Source organism: Micromonospora solifontis, assembly GCF_003725545.1.
GTDB lineage: Bacteria > Actinomycetota > Actinomycetes > Mycobacteriales > Micromonosporaceae > Micromonospora > Micromonospora solifontis.
This window is the reverse complement of the sequence record NZ_RJLN01000013.1, coordinates 59,633-78,985: the sequence shown is the minus strand read 5'-3', so window position 1 is coordinate 78,985 and position 19,353 is coordinate 59,633. Positions and strand designations below refer to the sequence as shown.

At 72.4% G+C, this 19,353-nt stretch carries 14 protein-coding genes; 7 read left to right on the top strand and 7 right to left on the bottom strand.

Annotated features, from left to right (window positions below; genetic code table 11):
- Window positions 1–134: 134 nt before the first annotated feature.
- The 5 genes from EFE23_RS07075 to EFE23_RS07055 all read right to left on the bottom strand — a co-directional run bounded on the left by EFE23_RS07075 (window position 135) and on the right by EFE23_RS07055 (window position 4,992).
- Complete coding sequence (locus EFE23_RS07075; RefSeq protein WP_199736952.1) at window positions 135–1,172, bottom strand: lactonase family protein; 1,038 nt, start codon at window positions 1,170–1,172, stop codon at window positions 135–137.
- Between the two features lie 114 nt (window positions 1,173–1,286).
- Entirely contained in the window at window positions 1,287–1,889 is a 603-nt protein-coding gene (locus EFE23_RS07070; RefSeq protein ID WP_123240084.1) for a GTP-binding protein, read from the bottom strand.
- On the bottom strand, window positions 1,870–2,259 hold the full coding sequence (locus EFE23_RS07065; RefSeq protein WP_123240083.1) for a DUF742 domain-containing protein: 390 nt from the start codon (window positions 2,257–2,259) through the stop codon (window positions 1,870–1,872). Before EFE23_RS07065 ends, EFE23_RS07070 begins: the two co-directional genes overlap by 20 nt.
- Window positions 2,249–2,671: a roadblock/LC7 domain-containing protein gene (locus EFE23_RS07060; protein ID WP_123240082.1), complete on the bottom strand. Its 423-nt coding sequence runs from the start codon at window positions 2,669–2,671 to the stop codon at window positions 2,249–2,251. Before EFE23_RS07060 ends, EFE23_RS07065 begins: the two co-directional genes overlap by 11 nt.
- Window positions 2,671–4,992, bottom strand: a complete 2,322-nt coding sequence (locus EFE23_RS07055; RefSeq protein ID WP_123240081.1) for a sensor histidine kinase — start codon at window positions 4,990–4,992, stop codon at window positions 2,671–2,673. The genes EFE23_RS07060 and EFE23_RS07055 overlap by 1 nt, the downstream gene beginning before the upstream one ends.
- A gap of 412 nt (window positions 4,993–5,404) precedes the next feature.
- Between EFE23_RS07055 and EFE23_RS07050 the strand changes: the two genes are divergently transcribed.
- From EFE23_RS07050 to EFE23_RS07030, 5 genes are all read left to right on the top strand, one after another.
- Window positions 5,405–5,998 carry a hypothetical protein gene (locus tag EFE23_RS07050; protein WP_123240080.1) on the top strand — a complete coding sequence of 198 codons (594 nt, stop codon included), beginning with the start codon at window positions 5,405–5,407 and terminating at the stop codon, window positions 5,996–5,998.
- Between the two features lie 13 nt (window positions 5,999–6,011).
- Window positions 6,012–7,007 (top strand): hypothetical protein, encoded by a 996-nt coding sequence (locus EFE23_RS07045; RefSeq protein ID WP_123240079.1) that lies wholly within the window; start codon window positions 6,012–6,014, stop codon window positions 7,005–7,007.
- A gap of 134 nt (window positions 7,008–7,141) precedes the next feature.
- Window positions 7,142–8,797, top strand: a complete 1,656-nt coding sequence (locus tag EFE23_RS07040; RefSeq protein ID WP_123240078.1) for a sodium:solute symporter family protein — start codon at window positions 7,142–7,144, stop codon at window positions 8,795–8,797.
- Between the two features lie 16 nt (window positions 8,798–8,813).
- Window positions 8,814–9,137, top strand: coding sequence for a hypothetical protein (locus EFE23_RS07035; RefSeq protein ID WP_123240077.1), 324 nt, complete (start codon window positions 8,814–8,816; stop codon window positions 9,135–9,137).
- 113 nt (window positions 9,138–9,250) lie between these two features.
- Window positions 9,251–9,634, top strand: coding sequence for a hypothetical protein (locus EFE23_RS07030; RefSeq protein ID WP_123240076.1), 384 nt, complete (start codon window positions 9,251–9,253; stop codon window positions 9,632–9,634).
- A gap of 100 nt (window positions 9,635–9,734) precedes the next feature.
- Here EFE23_RS07030 and EFE23_RS07025 read toward each other — a convergent pair whose 3' ends face one another.
- Window positions 9,735–11,528, bottom strand: a complete 1,794-nt coding sequence (locus EFE23_RS07025; protein WP_123240075.1) for a glycoside hydrolase family 6 protein — start codon at window positions 11,526–11,528, stop codon at window positions 9,735–9,737.
- A 644-nt stretch (window positions 11,529–12,172) separates the two neighbouring features.
- Here EFE23_RS07025 and EFE23_RS07020 point away from each other — a divergent pair.
- On the top strand, window positions 12,173–13,288 hold the full coding sequence (locus EFE23_RS07020; RefSeq protein ID WP_233600904.1) for a hypothetical protein: 1,116 nt from the start codon (window positions 12,173–12,175) through the stop codon (window positions 13,286–13,288).
- Window positions 13,275–14,036: a class F sortase gene (locus tag EFE23_RS07015; RefSeq protein ID WP_123240074.1), complete on the top strand. Its 762-nt coding sequence runs from the start codon at window positions 13,275–13,277 to the stop codon at window positions 14,034–14,036. Before EFE23_RS07020 ends, EFE23_RS07015 begins: the two co-directional genes overlap by 14 nt.
- Before the next feature lie 74 nt (window positions 14,037–14,110).
- Here EFE23_RS07015 and EFE23_RS07010 read toward each other — a convergent pair whose 3' ends face one another.
- Window positions 14,111–19,177 carry an NAD-glutamate dehydrogenase gene (locus EFE23_RS07010; protein WP_123240073.1) on the bottom strand — a complete coding sequence of 1,689 codons (5,067 nt, stop codon included), beginning with the start codon at window positions 19,175–19,177 and terminating at the stop codon, window positions 14,111–14,113.
- Window positions 19,178–19,353 lie beyond the last annotated feature (176 nt).

The window sequence follows — 19,353 nt, the reverse complement described above, 5'->3', positions numbered from 1 at the left end:
GGTACTGCCACGTCCGTTCGGACGAAAGTTACGCAGGAGAAACAGTTGATCACCAAAAAGTTACCTTGAGTGACTGGTCAGTCATTGGACGTGGCGGACGTCCACAACAGACAGCGCTCGGGCGCCTTGATCCGTTACGGCCGGACGCACGTCGGGCTCGCCACCGGCACCGGCTCCCCGACCGGCTCGGGCACCCCGGTGCCGGGATCCACCTGGAAGATCCTGATCATGCCGGCCCGCTCGTCGGCCACGTACAGGTGGCCGTCGGCGAGGGCGAAGTGCCGGGGCCACTCCCCGCCGGTGTCGACCTCGGCCACCAGCTCGGGCCGCTCGCCGGGCACCGCGAAGACGGCCACCGTGCCCACCCCGCGATTGCCCACGTAGAGGAACCGCCCGTCCGGCCCGAGGGCGACCTCGGAGGGCTGCACGTGTCCGGCCCGCCCGCTGGCGTCCACCCGGGCCCGCTGGTGCAGCGCGCCGTCCGGGGTCAGCTCGTAGCCGATGACCGTCCCGTCCAACTCGCCGACCAGCCAGCAACGCCGCCCATCGGGGTGCCGGGCGAGATGCCGGGGGCCGGTGCCGGCCGGCGTCCGCACCCGGGGCGCCCGGGGCACCAGCCGGCCCGAGGCGGCGTCCAGGTCGTACCGGTAGACCGAGTCGGTGCCCAGGTCCACGGCGAGCAGCGGCCCCCCGTCCGGGTCCGGCGAGACCATGTGGCAGTGCGCCTTCTCCTGCCGCTGCGGGTCGGCGCCGCGCCCCTCGTGCCGGACCAGGTCGCTGCGTGCCCCCGGCACGCCCGCGGCGTCCAGCGGGAACACCGCCACGCTGCCGCCGCCGTAGTTCGCCACCACCAGGTACCGCCCGTCCGGGACCACCGCCAGGTGGCACGGCTCCGCCCCGCCGGTCTCCCCGACGGCGAGCAGCGCCAGCCCGCCGTCCGGTTCCGTCCGGAACGCGCTGACCCGCCCCTCGGCGCCCTCGTTGACCGCGTACAGCACCGGCAGCGTGGGGTGCCGGACCAGGAACGACGGCGACGGGGTGACCGCCGCCGTGCCGAGCGGGGTGAGCTCCCCGGTACGCGGGTCGCGGCGGGCGGCGACGATGCCCTCGGCCCGCCCGCCCATCTCCGCCGTGTACCCGCCGATGTGGACGATCGTGTCCTGCCCGGTCACCGGTCCCACCTTCCGCCGCCTCCTGCCCAGATCCAACCAGAGGCTTCCCCGCCGGCCGGCCGGTTACCCGTCTTTTCCCGGGCCGGTTTCGCCGGAGCCGCCCTCGGCCGGCGGTCAGCCGACCGGCACCGGCTCGCCGCGCTGCCGGGCGACGTGCTCCACCAGCGAGATCAGCACCAGCTTGCCGGACTGCCGGTCCCGGGCGTCGCAGAGCACCAGCGGCACCTCCGGGTCCAGGTCCAACGCGTCGCGGACCGCCTCCAGACCGAACCGCCGGGCTCCGTCGAAGCAGTTGACCCCCACCACGAAGGGAACGCCGCGCTGCTCGAAGTAGTCGATCGAGGGAAAGCAGTCGGCCAGCCGGCGGGTGTCCGCCAGCACGACCGCGCCGAGGGCACCGAAGGCCAGCTCGTCCCAGAGGAACCAGAACCGGTCCTGACCCGGGGTGCCGAAGAGATAGACCTGGAGATCGTCGTTGATCGTGATCCGGCCGAAGTCCATCGCCACCGTGGTGGTCGACTTCTGCTCCACCCCGGAGATGTCGTCGGTGTCGACCCCGGCACCGGTCAGCACCTCCTCGGTCTGCAGCGGCCGGACCTCGCTCAACGCGCTCACCAGCGTCGTCTTGCCGGCCCCGAAGCCACCGGCGATGAGGATCTTCAGGGCCAGCGGGACGCGCGGGGCGGCCACCTGCCGGTCAGAGCGCACGGAGTCCACTGACCACCGCCTTGAGGATGTTGTCGTCGGGCAGATACGCGGCGGTCGGCGGCTGGTGCACCGCGACGAGCCCGCGGGCCACGAGGTCGCCGAGCAGCACGCGGACCACGCCCACGGCGAGGTTCAGGTCGGCGGCGAGGTCGGCCACCGCGGCCGGACGCCGGGCCAACTCGACCAGGCGCCGGTGCTCCGGCTGGAAGCCGGGCTGACCGGTCGCGTCGGCCGCCGGCCGGGCCAGCACGAACGCCACCAGGTCGAAACCCGCCACCGGCGGGCGCACCCGGCCTCCGGTGAGCGTGTACGGCCGGACCACCGGCCCGGCCGCACCGTCCAGCCATTCGTGCTGCGGGCCCGGCGACTCAGCCCGCATCGCCGGCCTCCGGCGCCGTCCGGGCCGGGGCGCTCAGGTTCTCGCCGACCCGGACCACCAGCATCGCCATCTCGTACGCCACCAGGCCGATGTCGGCGTCGGCGTCGCTCACCACCGCGAGGCAGGCCCCCTGCCCGGCGGCCGTCACGAACAGGTACGCGGACTCCATCTCCACCACGGTCTGGCGGACCGCGCCGCCGTTCACGTGCCGGGTGGCCCCCTTCGCCAGGCTGGAGAAGCCGGAGGCCAGTGCGCAGAGGTGCTCCGCGTCGTCCTGGCCGAGCTCGGCGGAGGCGCCGAGCAGCAACCCGTCCGCCGACAGCACCACCGCCTGGCGGGCGGCGGGCACCCGCTCCACCAGGTCGTCGAGCAACCAGTCGAGATCGGCGTTCTGCCGCGTCGTGTGCACCACTAGGCGTCCCTCTCAGTCGCGGTCGGGGGTTCCGGAGCCGGCGCCGGCTCCGGCGGGGAGGGCGCCGCGACCCGGTCGGAGGCCGGGGCGGCGGGTTCGGCGGCGGCACGGGCGCCTTCCCGGCGACCCCGTGCGGTGCCGGCCTGGAGGGCGGACATGGCCCGGCGTGCCTCCTCCGGGGACCGGGGCGCGGGGGTCTCCGCGACGGGCGGACGGGGGCGGTTGGCCGGCCCGCGCCGGCGGACGCGACGCGGCAGGCCGTCCCCGTCGACGGGGTCCTCCACCGCGGAGGTCCGCCCCGACGGCAGCGGCACCACCGCCGACTCGGGGCGCTCCCGCACCGGCCGGGTCGTACGCGGCCGGGGCACCGTGCTCAGCCGGGTCACCTTGGCCATCCGCCGGTCGCCGGACGTCGTCCCCGGACCGGTCGGCGCCAGGGCGGGCTCCTCGGTGACCAGGTCGGCGGGGACGAGCACCACGGCGGTGGTGCCGGCGGGCGCGGCCGCCCGCAGCTCGACCCGGACGCCGTGCCGGGCGGCGAGCCGGGCGACCACGAAGTGGCCCAGCCGGGCGCTGTCCGCCGGGTCGAACTCGGGCGAGCGGGACAGCTTGCGGTTGGCCTGCGCCAGGGCCTGCGGCGACATGCCCAGGCCATGGTCGGTGATCTCGACGGCGTACCCCCCGGGCACCGTCCGGCCGGTGACGTCCACCCGGCGGCCCGGCGGGGAGAAGGCCGTGGCGTTCTCGATCAGCTCGGCGAGCAGGTGGATGACGTCGCCGACGGCCCGGCCGAGCACCCCGGCCGGCTGCACCTCGCCCACGTCCACCCGGTCGTACGACTCGACCTCGGAGATCGCGCCGCGGATCACGTCGACGGCGGCGACCGGGTTGCGCCAGCCCCGGCCGGGCGCGGCACCGGCGAGGATGACCAGGTCCTCGGCGTGCCGCCGGAGCCGGGTGGCCAGGTGGTCGACCTGGAAGAGCCCGGCCAGCTCGTCCGGGTCCTCGGTCTGCCGTTCCAGCCGGTCCAGCAGCGCCAACTGCCGGTGCACCAGGCCCTGGCTGCGCCGGGCGATGTTGAGGAAGACCTCGTTGAGCCCGCGGCGCAGGGTGACCTCGTCGACGGCGGACTGCAGGGCGGTCCGGCGTACCTCGTTGAAGGCCCGCCCGACCTCGCCGATCTCGTCGCCGCCATGGTCCAGCTCGGGCGCCTCCCGGCTGACGTCCACCTCCTCGCCGCGCCGCAGCCGGGCGACCACGTCGGGCAGCCGGTGCTCGGCCATCTCCAGCGCGGCGGTGCGGACCCCGGTGAGCCGGCGGGCGAGCGAGCGGCCGACCCGCAGCGCGATCAGCACGCAGATCACGATGGCCACCATGCCGAGCAACCCGGCGGCGGCGAGCCGGATCAGGATGCCCACCGCCATCGGCACGGACCGCTCGGCCAGCCCGTCGGCGCCGCGCAGCTCGAAATCGCGCAGGCCCTGCCAGACCCCGGCCTGGCTGGTCTCCCAGCCCCGCACGTCCAACGTGGCCGGCAGGCCGGCGCTGCGGATCAGGGTGTCCTGGAGGGCGCGCAGCCGGACGAAGTCGGTGCCCTCGGTGAGCCGTCGGTACGCCGCCCGTTCCGTCGCGGGCAGGTCGGCCACCGCCGTCTCGGCCAGGAACCGCTGGTTCTCGATGGTGCGGACGAGCTGCTCGTGCTCGCCCTCGGCGTACCGGCCGGCGGTGATCGCGCCGGCCAGCAGGGCATCGGCCTGACCCAGCAGCTCCCGGGACCGGCCCAGCGCGGTGAGCGCCAGCGCCTCGCGGTTGAGCTGGACGTCGGGCATCGTCGCCATCGCGGAGAACGCCTGAAAGGCGGAGTTGATCATGCCACTGTAGAGGCCGATTGCCCCGGCGCGGTCCACCTTGCGGGCGTCGATGAAGCCCCGGCCGGCGGGCAGCGCGTCGAGCGCCGAGACCAACTGGTCGAGACGGGCGTCGAGCAGGTCGTCGGCGGCGTCCCGCAGGTCGTCCCCGTTGACCCGGCGCCGCAACTCGGCGACCGCCCGGTCGGTCCGGCCGCGCTGTTCCGCGAGGGCGGGGAGGATGCCGTCCCCGGCGAGCTGCACGACCGAGAGCCGGCGCTCCCGTTGCAGCTCGGCGACCACCGTCTCACCAGGACGGCCGAGATCGTAGAGGTAGGTGCGGGCGGCCAGCAGATCGAGGGCGGGCCCGAAGGTCAGCGTGGTGGCGAAGATCCAGAGCGCCAGCAGCGCGGTCACCGGACCGATGACCAGCGCGGTCAGCTTGGCGCGGATCGGCCAGTCACGGGTGTTCATCAGACCTCGCCGGGAAGGTGTCGCAGGGGCGGCGCCGACACCGGGCCGGAGGCTGACCGCCCACGGACGCCCGGGCCCCGGCTCGGGCGCCTTGGGCAGGATACGTAATCACCGGCGGATGCACTACCGGCCGTCTCGCCGGGGACTACCGTCCGGGATGTTCCCGGGTGGACGCCGTTCGACGGGTACGCCCGGCGGAACCGGCGGGCGGGACCGGTCGGCGGCCTGCCCGTGGCCGTCCACCCACGTCGAGCACTTCGGCGGGCCCGGCGTCAGCCGATTCCGCTTTCTGGAACGAGTCAGTTTCCGGGGCGCGGGTGGCGACGGGTCAACCCGATCGCCGACGAAAGTGCCCCGGATCGGGATTGGTGATCACGGCGCAGCGGGAATACCAGGCGGCGAAGGAGGAGCCATGTCGCCCACGCAGGTAGTCGTCTTAGTCATCGTCGTTCTCGTCCTCGCGGCGCTGGCCGCGGTCGCCGTCGTGGCCAGCCGCCGGCGGTCCCTCAGGCAGCGGTTCGGCCCCGAGTACGACCGGGCCGTCGCCGAGCAGGACAGCCGGGGCGCCGCCGAGCGCGAGTTGCGCGAACGGGAGCGCCGCCACGCCGAACTGGAACTCACCCCGCTCAGCCCGGAGTCCCGGGCGAAGTACGCCGCGGCCTGGGAGGAACTCCAGGTCCGCTTCGTCGACTCTCCGGCCGAGACGGTGGGCGAGGCCGACGAGCTGGTCAGCCGGCTGATCGCCGAGCGTGGGTACCCCACCGGCGACTTCTCCGAGCAGGCCGCCCACCTCTCCGTCGAGCACGCCCGCACCCTCGGCCACTACCGGGACGCGCACGACATCCGGCTGCGCAACGAGCGCGGCGAGGCCGGCACCGAGGACCTGCGGCAGGCGCTCGTGCACTACCGGGCCCTCTTCGCCGACCTGCTCGGCGCGGACCCGGTCGGCGGCCAGCCGCCGGAGCAGCGCCACCCCGACCACGAGCACGACGCCACGAGCCACTGAGGAGGCCGCCGCCATGCGTCAGGAAGAGCAGCAGAGCATCCAGGACCGCGCCGACGCCGTCCGGTCCGAGCCGGTGCCGGTCCCCCCGCCCGGCGCCGAGGCCGACGGCCACCGGCGCGACCGGGGCGACCGGGCCGACGTACCCGAGGACGCGCTGGACGACCGGGGCACCTTCGACGACCCGGCGGTGGTCGGCGAGGGCGGCGACCACCGCCGCGCCGACCCCGGGGACGGACGGGACGGGTACGACGCGCGGGACGTCCGGGACGCGGAGGCCGCCGACGCCGGCGAGACCGGCCGGACCGAGTACCACGACCCCGCGCCGCTGCCGACGGCGTTCGGGGCGACCACGGTCGGCGACGCGGTGGCCGCCTCCGCGATGGCCAGCGGGCGGCCCGAGGACGAGCGCGACCCGCGCGGCGAGGACACCGCCGTGCCGGGCGACGGCGCCCCCGGGCGGACCGACGCGTTCGACGCCGAGCGGGCCGACCCGACGGCCGGTGACCGGCTGCACGACCCGGACCGCTGGGCGGCCGAGCAGTCCGGCGCGGCGCGCGACGACGCGCCGGAGGCCGGCGCCACCGGATACGGCAGCGCGGAGCCGGAGATGGTCGACCCGGACGCCAGCACCGCCGCGGCCGGCGCCAGCGTGGCCGGGTCGACCGCCGGCGCCAGTGCGGCCGGCATGGCCGACGCGGCGGCCCCGGGGGCCCGGCCCACCCCGGGTGCGGTACCCGCGGACGCCGCCACGCTCTTCGCCCCGGAGGCGGCGCAGAGCTTCCGGGACCGCTGGCGGGACGTGCAGCTGCGCTTCGTGGACGACCCGAAGGCCGCGGTCGGCGAGGCGCAGGCGCTGGTCGACGAGGCCATGGAGGCCCTCGCCACCGCGCTGCGGGAACAGAAGAGCAAGCTGGGCGGCTGGCAGGAGTCCGGCTCGGCCGACACCGAGCAGCTCCGGATGGCCGTGCGCGGCTACCGCGACTTCCTGGACCGCGTCCTGGGCCGCTGACCGCGATGTTCGCCACGGGCCCCGGCCGGACGTTCCGGCCGGGGCCCCGCCAGGTGCGACACATCGCGCTCCATGCATGAAATATCCCGGATCGGGGTACCTGCGGGCGCAGCGTCGCACGGAGGGAGCGCGGGATGGGCGACGGCCTACGGCTGAACATGAACGCGGTGGACTATGTGATCCTGGCGCTCTACTTCGTCACGGTCATCGGGGTGGGCTTCGCCGCCCGGCGGGCGATCCGCACCAGCGTCGACTTCTTCCTCTCCGGCCGGTCGCTCCCCGCGTGGGTGACCGGCCTGGCGTTCGTCTCGGCGAACCTGGGCGCGCTGGAGATCATCGGCATGGCGGCCAACGGCGCGCAGTACGGCGCCATGACGGTCCACTACTACTGGATCGGCGCGGTGCCGGCGATGGTCTTCCTCGGCATCGTGATGATGCCCTTCTACTACGGCTCGAAGGTCCGCAGCGTCCCCGAGTACCTGCGGCTGCGGTTCAACCGCCCGACCCACCTGCTCAACGCGATCACCTTCGCGGTCGCCCAGGTGCTCATCGCCGGGGTGAACCTGTACGCGCTGGCCCTGATCATGCAGGCGCTGCTCGGCTGGCCGCTCTGGGTCGCGATCGTGGTCGGAGCGTTCATCGTGCTGGCGTACATCACCATCGGCGGTCTGTCCGGAGCGATCTACAACGAGGTGCTCCAGTTCTTCGTGATCATCGCCGGCCTGGTGCCGGTCACCGTGCTCGGCCTGATCAAAGTCGGGGGCGTCTCCGGTCTGATGGACGCGGTCAAGGGCAGCAAGCTGGGCGAGGCCGGGCTGCACGCCTGGCAGGGCACCGGCGGCACGGACAACCCGCTCGGCGCACACTGGCTGGGCATCGTCTTCGGCCTCGGCTTCGTCCTCTCCTTCGGCTACTGGACCACCAACTTCGCTGAGGTGCAGCGGGCCCTGTCCGCCCGGAACATGAGCGCCGCCCGGCGTACGCCGATCATCGCCGCGTACCCGAAGCTGTTCATCCCCCTGGTCACCGTGATCCCCGGCCTGGTCGCCCTGGTCACGGTGAAGGGGCTGGGCACCGAGGAGGGTGACCTGGTCTACAACAACGCCATCCCGCTGCTCATGCGCGACCTGCTGCCCAACGGGGTGCTCGGCATCGCGGTGACCGGCCTGCTCGCCTCGTTCATGGCCGGCATGGCGGCCAACGTCAGCGGTTTCAACACCGTGTTCACGTACGACATCTGGCAGGCGTACTTCAAGCGGGACCGCTCGGACGACTACTACGTCAGGGTGGGGCGGCTCGCCACCGTCGCCGCCGTGCTGATCGGCATCGGCACGGCCTTCATCGCCGCCGGATTCAGCAACATCATGAACTACATCCAGGCGCTCTTCTCGGTGTTCAACGCCCCGCTCTTCGGCACCTTCATCATCGGCATGTTCTGGAAGCGGATGAGCGCGCTCGCCGGCTTCTGGTCGCTGCTCTCCGGCACCGTGGTGGCGGTCGCGACCTACCTGCTCTACCGGGCCGGCGTGATCAGCTTCAACTCGGACCTGGAGGAGAGCTTCTGGGGCGCGGGGCTCGCGTTCGTCACCGTGGCGGTGGTCGCCGCGGTCGTCACGCCGCTGACCCGGCCGAAGCACGATGACGAGCTGACCGGCCTGGTCTACGGCCTGAGCGACGCCTCCCTGGCCGACGACTCGCTGGCCGGCGACGCGGTCTGGTACCGCTCCCCGGTGCTGCTCGGCGTCGTCGCCGTGATCCTCGCCGCCCTGTTCTACATCCCGGTCTTCTGAGGAAGGGACGCACGCCATGGCAGACGACGCCGACCGCTACCAGCACGGCGAGGCCCACGACCCCCTGGTCGACGAGACCGAGGATGCCCGGGAGGCACGCTCCGCGGCGGCCCGGCTGTTCGACATCCGCCGGGTGATCGGCGGGTTGTTCGTCGCGTACGGGCTGATCGTCGGCCTGATGGGGCTTTTCGACTCGACGGCGGAGATCGACAAGGCGCAGGGGGTCCGGATCAACCTCTGGGCCGGCCTGGTCATGCTGGCCTTCGGGCTGGCGATGCTGGGCTGGCAGTGGGTCAGCCCCAACCGGCCGCCCGAGCCGCACCGCGGCGACGAACCCTGATCCGACCCGCCCGTTCCGCACGGCCCGGCGGCCCGCCGCCGGGCCGTGGGCATGCCCGCCCCGGCACGGGGTACCTCAGGTGGATCCCGGAACTCCGACAGGAGGGCAGCAGCATGACGGATCGTGACCGTGGTGGCCGGCGGCCGCTGGAGGAGACCCCCGAGGTGGCCGCGGCGGTGGACGACGACAGCACCGTGCCGCAACTGCGCAGCGGTGGCACCGACCCGGACAATCCGGTCTTCACGGAGCCCGACGGGGCGGTGCCGGACACCGGCTCGCCGGACCTCCTCGGCGACCCGTACGCGGCCGGCACCGGCGCGACCGGCACCGGCACCGGGGCCGCCGGGGACAACATCCGCACCGGCGCGGAGCAGCCCTGGGAGCCGGAGGACCTGGTGATGGCCCGGGGCCAGGACCTCACCCCGGAGAACCTGGACCGGGCCCGCCGTGATCTGGCCGAGCTGGGCCGGGCTGCGATCGAGAAGACGGTCCCCTGACGCCCGGGGGCCCCTGGTCGACGTGGGCGTCGACCAGGGGCCCGGGGAACCCGCGCGGCGGTGCCTCACTCCCGCCGCGGCGGGTAGGCCGGCCGCCGGGTCAGGAGAGCGGCGGGTAGGCGTTGGCCATGAGCTGCTGGAACTGGGCCGGGAACCAGGCACCGGAGATCGGCGCGTTCGGCAGGGCGCCGGTCAGGTTGTTGCCGTTGCGGGCGTTGCCGGTGTACGTCGGGTCGCACATCCGGTCGAAGCCCTTGCCCTCGTCGTTCGGGATCGCGGTGCTGGAGCCGTCCGACTCACCCGGGGGCTTCACCCAGACGTACGCGTCGATGCCAGGCTCGGGGTTCGCCCGCGGCCGCTCGCCGAGGCCCGCCCCGGACTGGTTGCACCAGTTGCCGGCGTGGATCCGGCGGTCGATGCGGCCCCCGTCGACGTAGGTGTCGACGCTGGTGGTCGCGCCCGGACCGGTGGGCCGGTTGGGACCGCCCCAGCCGTTGCGGGAGGTGTCGATCAGCATGCCGATGTTGCTGTCGAAGCCGATCGAGACCAGCTTGTTGCGGAACGCCTGGGCGAAGGACAGCTCGTCCACGTACTGGTTCCAGTCGATCCACTTGGACTGCCGCACGCTGGTGCCGTTCACCGAGTCGGTGATCTTGATGTACGGCTCCTTGAGCGCCGAGTAGTTCGCCGTGTTGACGATGAACCCGGTGACGTTGTGCACCGTGCTGCCGGACGCGACGGCGGCGGCCTTGAGCTGGTCGGCGACCGGGCCGAAGTTGCTGTCCCAGCCGATCCAGCCGTGGTGCGCGGCGTCGATGTAGTTGTAGACGTTGCCGATCGCGCCCAGCTTGGCCAGCGCGTAGCCGACGCCGTTCACGTACGCGCCGTTGGCCTTGACGGTGTCGCACATCGCCGTGCCACCCGCGTTGCCGGAGGTGTTGGTCACCAGGTTGGGCAGCGAGTCGATCTCGATGATGTTGATGATCCGCAGGTTCTTGTACTTGGCGTCGCCCTGGATCGCGGCGATCGGGTCGATGTACTCCGACTTGTAGCGGGGCAGCTCGTCCGGACCCAGCTCACCGTTGGAGGCCAGCGCGGCGCAGTCCCGGCCGGGCAGGTTGTAGATGACGAACTGGATGTAGCCGGCGCCCTGGGCGAGCGCCGCGTCCAGGTGGTCCCGCACGCCCATCGACCCGTTCGAGCTGCTGTTCGGGGTGCCGTTGATGGCGGCGATCCGGTCGAGCCAGACCGCAGTCGGGTTGTTCGACACCCGGCTGCCGCCGGACACCGACTCGGCCTTGGCCTTCCACTCCGGGTTCACGTAGCCCTTCACCCCGGCGTAGGGGTTGTCCACGCGCTGGCCAGGCGGCGGCGTGGTGGTCGGCGGCGGCGTGGTGGGCGGGGGCGTCGTCGGCGGCGTGCTGGTCGGCGGCGTGCTGGTCGGCGGCGTGCTGGTCGGCGGCGTGCCGCCGTTGCAGACCGTGCCGTTCAGGGTGAACGAGGTCGGCTTCGGGTTGCTGCCGCTCCACGCGCCGTTGAAGCCGATGGTGGTGCTGGCGCCGCTGGCGAGCGACCCGTTCCAGGACTCGTTGGCCGCGGTGACGTTCTGGCCGCTCTGCGACCACCTGGCGGACCAGCCGGAGACGACCTTCTGCGAGCTGTTCGGGAAGGTGAAGCCGAGGTTCCAGGAACTCAGCGGGTCACCGAGGTTCTTGATGGTCACGGTGGCGGTGAACCCGCCCTGCCAGTCGCTGGTGACGTAGTCCACGCTGCACTGGGTCGCGGCCTGCGCCGCGGTGACCGGGAGGGTCACCAGCCCGCCGGCGACCAGGACGCCGGCGCCGGTCAGCGCGAGCGTCCGGCTCCGGCCGGACAGCCTTCTCCACAGATTCATGCCACTGATCTCCTTGGGCGAGACCGGATCCGCGTACGGCCCGGCGAAATGGCCCTCGGGACGTCCGCCAGGACGGCCGTCGGCGCCACGGGTGTTTTCGGGGGTGCCCGACCCGGACGGGCGTGGTGGTGGGGACGCGACCGGCACGGCCGGCCGACTTCTCCGACGCCGCCCGGTCGACCCGGCTGCCCTCGACGCCTGAGCTCGCGGTGTGGCTCCCCGAACCGCGTGCAGCGATTCTTGCATGGGAGCGCTTCCATGGCAATGCCTCGATGCCAACCGACCCGAGGGCGGCGCGAGCCGGGCGACCCGGCGGGAAGCCGGCAGATCCATGGCGGCCGGCAGCGAGGGCGCGGCCGCACCCGGACTGGCCCAACCGGACAGTCCGGGCCCGAGGCCGGCACGGAGCGCCGAGAGCCACCTAGAGGGACCGCGAAGCGCCGTACCACTCCTAGCCGGACCATTGCCCTTAAACTCTTAAACGCGAATCTTTCCCCGGATAAGTCATGAAACGGTCTAACGTCGGTCGTAGCTCGACTGTCGTCGGGCTCAGGACAAAAAGGGATGGAGTGACGCAGGTCATGGCTAAAAAGATGCTCGGGAAGGTCGTTGCGGGCGCCGCTCTCGGCGGTGCCGGCCTTCTGGTGTTCACCCCGGGTATGGCCTGGGCGGGCGGGCACCAGGACGACGAGGGCAAGGTTATCGCCAAGCCGCACGTCGTCAAGGCCGGCGACAAGGTCAAACTCCTCGAGATCTGCCCGGAGGCGCAGGAGCACGCCTTCGTCTGGTCCAAGGTGACCGGCAAGGTGCAGCTCCACTCGGTCCGGGACGACCGCGGCGACGAGCACGGTGACTGGGGGAAGGACGCGGACCAGGGCCCCGACGGCAAGGACCGGCACGGCCGCGACGAGGAGGGCCGCGGGGACGAGCAGGGCCGCGACGACCACGGCAAGGGCAAGGACGACCACGGCAAGGACGACCACGGCAAGGGTCCGGACGGCCACGGCGACGAGAACGGCTGGCCGCAGCCGCCGGCGGACGGCGCGGGCGGCGGCGTGGCCGTCGACCCCGGCGACCAGGGCAGCGGCTGGCAGAGCTACGACCAGTACGGCCAGGACGAGAAGTCCTACCCGGGCCGGGACAGCAAGGACTACGGCCAGGGCGACGAGTCCAGCTACGGCAGTGACTGGATGGGCCACGACGAGTACGGCCAGGACGCCGAGTCCGACTACGGCCGCGACGGCAAGGGCAAGGACGAGGCCAACCGGCACGACGAGAAGGGCCGCGACGGCAAGGACCGCGACGAGCACGGCAAGGACGACAAGTCCGACCGCGACTGGAAGGGCCAGGACGAGGCCAACCAGCGCGACGAGAAGGGCCGCGACGGCAAGGACCGCGACGAGCACGGCAAGGACGACAAGTCCGACCGCGACTGGAAGGGCCACGACGAGTACGGCCAGGGCGACGAGTCCGACTACGGCCGCGACGCGGACAGCTGGGAGCACGGGAAGGACTTCGTCTACTTCGGCGAGGCCACCGTCTCCAAGGACGCCCGCCCGGGCAAGTACGAGCTGAAGGGCTCGTGCGGCGAGGGCGAGCTGGTGGTCCTGCCGCGGGGCCACGTCGACGGCGGTGACGGTGGCATGACCACCACCAGCACCGACCGGGGCATGGCCGCCGGTGGCGCGGGCATGATCGGTGCCGCCGCCCTGGGCGGCATCGTCCTGCTCCGCCGGCGTCGGGCCAATGACCTCGTCTGACCGGTCGGCGACACGGGCCGGCGGCCGTCACGGGAAACCGTGGCGCGCCGCCGGCGCCGCCGTCGTCGTCCTCCTCGCCATGGCGGGCGCCGGCATGATCGGCGCGTCCTTCCGGACCGTGCCCCCGCCCCGCCCGCCCCAGCCGCTCGCCCAGACCAGGCCCGCCGATCCGATCACCGCCGCCGCCCCCGACGACGGCACGCAGGCCACCGACCAGGCACCCGTGGAACCGGCACCCGACCTCCAGGAGCCCCCGGACGCCGCGAACCCGGACCTCGGCCCCGCCGCGCTGCCCCGGTCGATCCCGACGACCATCTCGATTCCCCGGATCGGGGTGCAGGCCGAGATCATGAGCCTCGGCACCAACCCGGACGGCACGGTCCAGGTGCCCCCGCTGGACCAGGCCATGAAGGCCGGCTGGTACTCCCCCGGCGCCAGCCCCGGCGAGACCGGCAACGCGGTGATCGTCGGTCACGTCGACTCGGCCAAGCTCGGACCGGCGGTCTTCTTCAACCTCGGCTCCCTCACCAAGGGCGACACCATCAGCGTCGCCCGGGAGGACGGCTCCACCGCCACCTTCACCGTGGACGAGGTGAAGTCGTACCCGAAGACCGCGTTCCCCACCGAGCTGGTCTACGGCCCGAGCGACCGGCCCGGCCTGCGGGTGGTCACCTGCGGCGGGGCGTTCGACCAGAACGCCCGCAGCTACGTCGACAACGTCATCGTCTTCGCCAGCATGACGGCCTGACGACGCAACGGGCGCGGCCCGGTGGTCGGATGACCGACCACCGGGCCGCGCCGGTGTGCGTAGGTAGGTACGGGTCAGGCGGCCGCCGAGGTCCGCACCAGGGTGCGGATCTGCCGCAGCAGCACCGACAGGGCGGAGAGGTCGGCGCGGGACTCGTCGAACTCCCCCATCGCCCGGTGCGCCCGGTGGATCGACGTGGCGTTCGCCTGCTCCCACTCCTGCACCCGCTCGACCGGCGGAAGGCTGTCCGCCGTGGAGCCGAGGACCTCCGCGGTGAGCGCGGCCAACGCGGCGTACAGGTCGTAGCGCAGCGCCATCCGGGCCAGCGTCTGCCAGCGGTCCTCCCGCGGCAGCAGCGAGATCTTCGACAGCAGGGCGTCCACCCGGAACCGGTCGGAGAGGACGAAGTAGACCGAGGCCACCTCGCTGACGTCCCGGCCGGTCGACTGGGCGGTCTCCACCACGTCGAGCAGGCCGAAGCTGTACATCAGCCGGGTCGCCTGCTCCGCCAGGTCCCGGGGCAGCCCCTTCTCGGTCAGCGAGTCGATGTGGGCGGCGATCGCCTCCCGCTCGGTGCCGTAGAAGAGGTGCTCCAGGTCCGGCAGGAGCCGGGCCACCCCGTCGCGCAGCCGGGCGATCTCCCCCGGCACGTCGATCGGCGAGCGCCGGTTGGTGACCAGCCACCGCACGGCCCGGTCGAGCAGCCGCCGGGTGTCCAGGTAGAGGCTGGTCTGCAACTCGGGCGAGACCCCGGCGTCCAGCGACTCGACCGCCTGCCACAGGTCGCGCAGCCCGAACACCTCGCGGACCACCACGTACGCGCGCAGCACGTCCGCCGCCGACGCGGCCGTCTCCTCGACGACCCGGAAGACGAACGAGATGCCGCCCCGGTTGATCGCCTCGTTGACCAGCACCGTGGTGACGATGTCCCGGCGCAGCCGGTGCTGCCCCATCCGGCCGGCGAACCGCTCGCGCAGCGGCGTCGGGAAGTAGTTGACCAGGATGTCGGTCGTCCACTCCTCGTCCGCCAGGCCCTCGCCGACGATCTCCCGCTCCAGCACGATCTTCACGTACGCGAGCAGCACCGCGAACTCCGGCGCGGTCAGCCCCGTCTCGGTCCGGACCGCCATCTCCTCGTCCGGCGGGAGCGCCTCCAGCGCCCGGTCGAGCTGGCCGGACCGTTCCAGCTCGGTGATCATCCGGCGGTGCACCGGGAGCAGCGAGGCGGCCTGGGCCTGGGCGTTGTTGAGCGCCCGGGCCTGGTCGTAGTTGTCCCGCAGCACCAGCTCGGCGACCTCGTCGGTCATCTGGGCGAGCAGTTCGTCCCGCTCCGGCCGGTCCAGCTCGCCGTCGGCGACCGCCGTGTTGAGCAGGATCTTGATGTTCACCTCGTGGTCGGAGCAGTCCACCCCGGCCGCGTTGTCGATGAAGTCGGTGTAGATCCGGCCGCCGGCCGCGGCGTACTCGATCCGGCCGTGCTGGGTGAAGCCCAGGTTGCCGCCCTCACCGACGACCCGGCAGCGCAGGCCCTTGCCGTCCACCCGGATGGCGTCGTTGGACTTGTCCCCGACCTCGGCGTTGGTCTGCGTCGACGCCTTCACGTAGGTGCCGATGCCGCCGTTCCAGAACAGGTCCACCGGTGCGGTCAGGATGGCCTTCATCAGCTCCTGCGGGCTGAGCTGGGTGACGTCGTCGTCCAGGCCGAGCACCGCGCGCACCTGCGGCGAGACCGGCACCGACTTGGCGGTACGCGGGTACACCCCGCCGCCTTCGGAGATCAGCTCCGGGTTGTAGTCCTCCCAGGACGACCGGGGCAGGTCGAACAGCCGCTTCCGCTCGTCCCAGGAGGTGGCCGCGTCGGGATCCGGGTCGAGGAAGATGTGCCGGTGGTCGAAGGCGGCCACCAGCCGGATGTGCTTCGACAGCAGCATCCCGTTGCCGAACACGTCGCCGGACATGTCGCCGACGCCGACCACGGTGAAGTCCTGGGTCTGGGTGTCGTGCCCCAGCTCCCGGAAGTGCCGCTTCACCGACTCCCAGGCGCCCCGGGCGGTGATGCCCATCTTCTTGTGGTCATAGCCGGCGGAACCGCCGGAGGCGAACGCGTCGCCCAGCCAGAAGTGGTGCGCGGCGGAGATCTCGTTGGCGATGTCGGAGAACGTCGCCGTGCCCTTGTCCGCCGCCACCACCAGGTACGGGTCGTCGGCGTCGTGCCGGACCACGTCGTCGGGCGGCACGATCTCCCCGCTGACGATGTTGTCGGTGACGTCGAGCAGCGCGCCGACGAACTCCTTGTAGCAGGCCACCGCCTCGTCCCGGTCGCCCGGCTTCTGCTTGAGCACGAAGCCGCCCTTGGCGCCCACCGGCACGATCACAGCGTTCTTCACCATCTGCGCCTTGACCAGGCCGAGCACCTCGGTGCGGAAGTCCTCCCGCCGGTCGGACCAGCGCAGGCCGCCCCGGGCCACCGGCCCGAACCGCAGGTGCACGCCCTCGAACCGGGGCGAGTAGACGAAGATCTCGAACTTGGGTCGCGGCGCGGGCAGGTCCGGGATGGCCTGCGGGTCCAGCTTGAACGCCACGTACGACTTGGGCCGCCCACCGACCGGCTTCTGGTAGAAGCTGGTCCGCAGGGTGGCCTGGATCAACGTCAGGTACGACCGGAGGATCCGGTCCTGGTCGAGGCTGGCCACCTCGTCCAGCGCCTCGCCGATGGCGTTGACCAGCTCGCCGCTGCGCTGCCGCCGCTCGTCCAGCGTGGTCGCGCCCGGGGCGAACCGGGTCTCGAAGAGCTCCACCAGCAGCGAGGCGATGTTCGGGTACGCGATGAAGGTCTGCTCCATGTACTCCTGGGAGAAGACGGTGCCCGCCTGGCGCAGGTACTTCGCGTAGGCCCGGAGCACCACGACCTGCCGCCAGGTGAGCCCGGCCCGGAGCACCAGCTCGTTGAAGCCGTCCACCTCGGCCTCGCCCCGCCATGCGGCGGCGAAGGCGTTCTCCACGTGCGGCCGGACCTCGGCCAGCTCCTGGTGCGCCTCGGGCAGTTGCAGCCCGAAGTCGTACAGCCAGATCCGGCCGTCGACCCGCTCCACCTCGTACGGGTGCTCGTCGACCACCCGCACGCCGAGCGAGTGCAGCACCGGCAGCACGGCGGAGAGCATCATCGGCTCGCCGTACCGGTAGACCTTGAACCGGACGTCCATCGTCTCGTCGGTCTCGACCGGGCGGCCGACGCCGTTGGTGCGCGGCGTGAGCTGCTTGCGGAACAGGTGCATCTCGAGCTGGCCGGGCTCCTCCAGCAGCTCCAGCTTGGCCAGGTCCTTCATCGCCTCGTACGGCGTGTGCCCGTCCTTGTAGCCCTCCGGGAACGCGTCGGCGTACCGGCTGAACAGGTGTTTGGCCTGCTCGTCACCGAGCTTGCGCTCCAGCACCAGCCGGTAGTCGTCGTCCCACAGCCGGGTGGCGTCGGCCAGCTCCTCGGCGAGCAGGTCGGCGTCGATCTCCCCGGGCGGGTTGGCCGGGTCGGTCCGGACGATGAAGTGCACCCGGGCGAGCATCGACTCGGTGACCCGGGTGGTGTAGTCGACTCCGACGCCGTTCAGCTCGCGCAACAGGATGTCCTGCATGCGTAGCCGGTTCTGGGTGGTGAACCGGTCCCGGGGCAGGTAGATCAGGCAGGAGATGAACCGCCCGTAGCCGTCCCGGCGCAGGAAGACCCGCAACTGGCGGCGGCCGGCCATGCGCAGCACGCCGATCACCGCGTGGTAGAGGTCGTCGGTCTTGATCTGGAACAGCTCGTCGCGCGGGTAGGTCTCCAGGATCTGCAGCAGGTCCTTGCCGGAGTGGCTGCGCAGGCTCAGCCCCGAGCGGTCCAGCACCTCGGCGACCTTGCGGCGGACCACCGGCAGCTCCTGCACGCTGGTCCGGTACGCCGCGGTGGAGAACAGGCCCAGGAACCGCCGCTCCCCGACCACGTCCCCGGCGTCGTTGAAGATCTTGAAGCCGATGTAGTCGAGGTAGGCCGAGCGGTGCACGGTGGCCCGCGAGTTGGCCTTCGTGATGATCAGGAGGCGCTTCTCCAGCACCTTCTCGTGCGCCTCCGGCGTCATCGACGAGAGCGCCCGAGCCTCCGGCGAGTCGGAGCGGAGGATGCCCAGGCCGGTGCCGAGGACGGCCTCGAGGGCCTGGCCGCCGTCCGCGCCGTCGGTGTCGATCAGCCGGTACTCCCGGTAGCCGAGGAAGGTGAAGTGGTCGTGCGCGAGCCAGCGCAGCAGCTCCACCGAGTCGGTGATGTCCTTCTCCGGCACCGGCGGCCGGTTGTCCGAGGTACGCGCGGAGGCCAGCTCGTCGGCGAGCGCGAGGGCCCGCTGCCGCATCTTGGGCCAGTCCTCCACCGCCTCCCGGACGTCGGTGAGCACCCGCTGCAGCTCCCGGCGCAGCTTCTCCCGCTCGGCCGGGTCGCGGACCGGGTCGATCTCGATCCGCATCCAGCTCTCGACCAGGTCGCCGGCGATCGCGTCGTCCGGCTCCACGTCGGCGGAGACCTCGGTGAGCCGGCCCAGCGGCTCCCGGCGGACCACCACCAGCGGGTGGACCAGCAGGTGCACGTCGAGGTGGTGCGAGTTGAGCAACGCGGTCACCGAGTCGACCAGGAACGGCATGTCGTCGGTGACGATCTCGATCACCGTGTGGTGCTGGTCGGCGTCCGGCTCGTGGATGCGCAGCTTCAGCTCGCCCGGTACGCGCTGCTGGGCCAGGTCCCGGTGGGCCCGGGCCGCCTCGATCATCTCCTCGGCGGTGAAGCCGATCAGCTCCTCGTCGGGCGCGAACCGCCAGAAGCGGCCGACCAGGGTCGCCGCGTCCTGGTCCTCACCGGCCAGCGCGACCGCCTGGGCGACCAGGCGCTCCGCGTTGGGCACCGGCTCGTCCAGCTCGGCGTCCTCCGTGTCCTCGCCCAGCGCCTGCGTCGGCAGGCCCAGGTCGTAGAGGGTGTCGATGCTGGAACCGGTCATCCCGGTTGTGCCTGTGTCGAGACGGCTGAAACCGTCCCCGTCGGTCGCCGAATCGAAGCTGTCATCGTCCCGGCTGGTGTCAGCCTGCCGGAGGTCGGGTCCCGGTTTGATCGCCGGACGCCGGTCCATCGGTGCCACTCCCCTCGACCCACCGCGTTGTGGGTCACTCTGCCGCCCAGCCTAGGCCCTGCCGCTCTGTCCGTTCGTCGGCGGACCACTGGCCGGACGTCCGGATCGGGACTCTGTCCTTTCACCCGTTGCGGGTACGTGGTCGGCCGGTCGCGGAGTACCCGGACTGGGGATGT

Coding starts and splice junctions, on each gene's coding strand:
- EFE23_RS07040 (WP_123240078.1), top strand. CDS start 7,142: ATGGGCGACGGCCTACGGCTGAACATGAACGCGGTGGACTATGTGATC.
- EFE23_RS07015 (WP_123240074.1), top strand. CDS start 13,275: ATGACCTCGTCTGACCGGTCGGCGACACGGGCCGGCGGCCGTCACGGG.
- EFE23_RS07010 (WP_123240073.1), bottom strand. CDS start 19,177: ATGGACCGGCGTCCGGCGATCAAACCGGGACCCGACCTCCGGCAGGCT.
- EFE23_RS07065 (WP_123240083.1), bottom strand. CDS start 2,259: ATGCGGGCTGAGTCGCCGGGCCCGCAGCACGAATGGCTGGACGGTGCG.
- EFE23_RS07025 (WP_123240075.1), bottom strand. CDS start 11,528: ATGAATCTGTGGAGAAGGCTGTCCGGCCGGAGCCGGACGCTCGCGCTG.
- EFE23_RS07045 (WP_123240079.1), top strand. CDS start 6,012: ATGCGTCAGGAAGAGCAGCAGAGCATCCAGGACCGCGCCGACGCCGTC.
- EFE23_RS07030 (WP_123240076.1), top strand. CDS start 9,251: ATGACGGATCGTGACCGTGGTGGCCGGCGGCCGCTGGAGGAGACCCCC.
- EFE23_RS07050 (WP_123240080.1), top strand. CDS start 5,405: ATGTCGCCCACGCAGGTAGTCGTCTTAGTCATCGTCGTTCTCGTCCTC.
- EFE23_RS07055 (WP_123240081.1), bottom strand. CDS start 4,992: ATGAACACCCGTGACTGGCCGATCCGCGCCAAGCTGACCGCGCTGGTC.
- EFE23_RS07035 (WP_123240077.1), top strand. CDS start 8,814: ATGGCAGACGACGCCGACCGCTACCAGCACGGCGAGGCCCACGACCCC.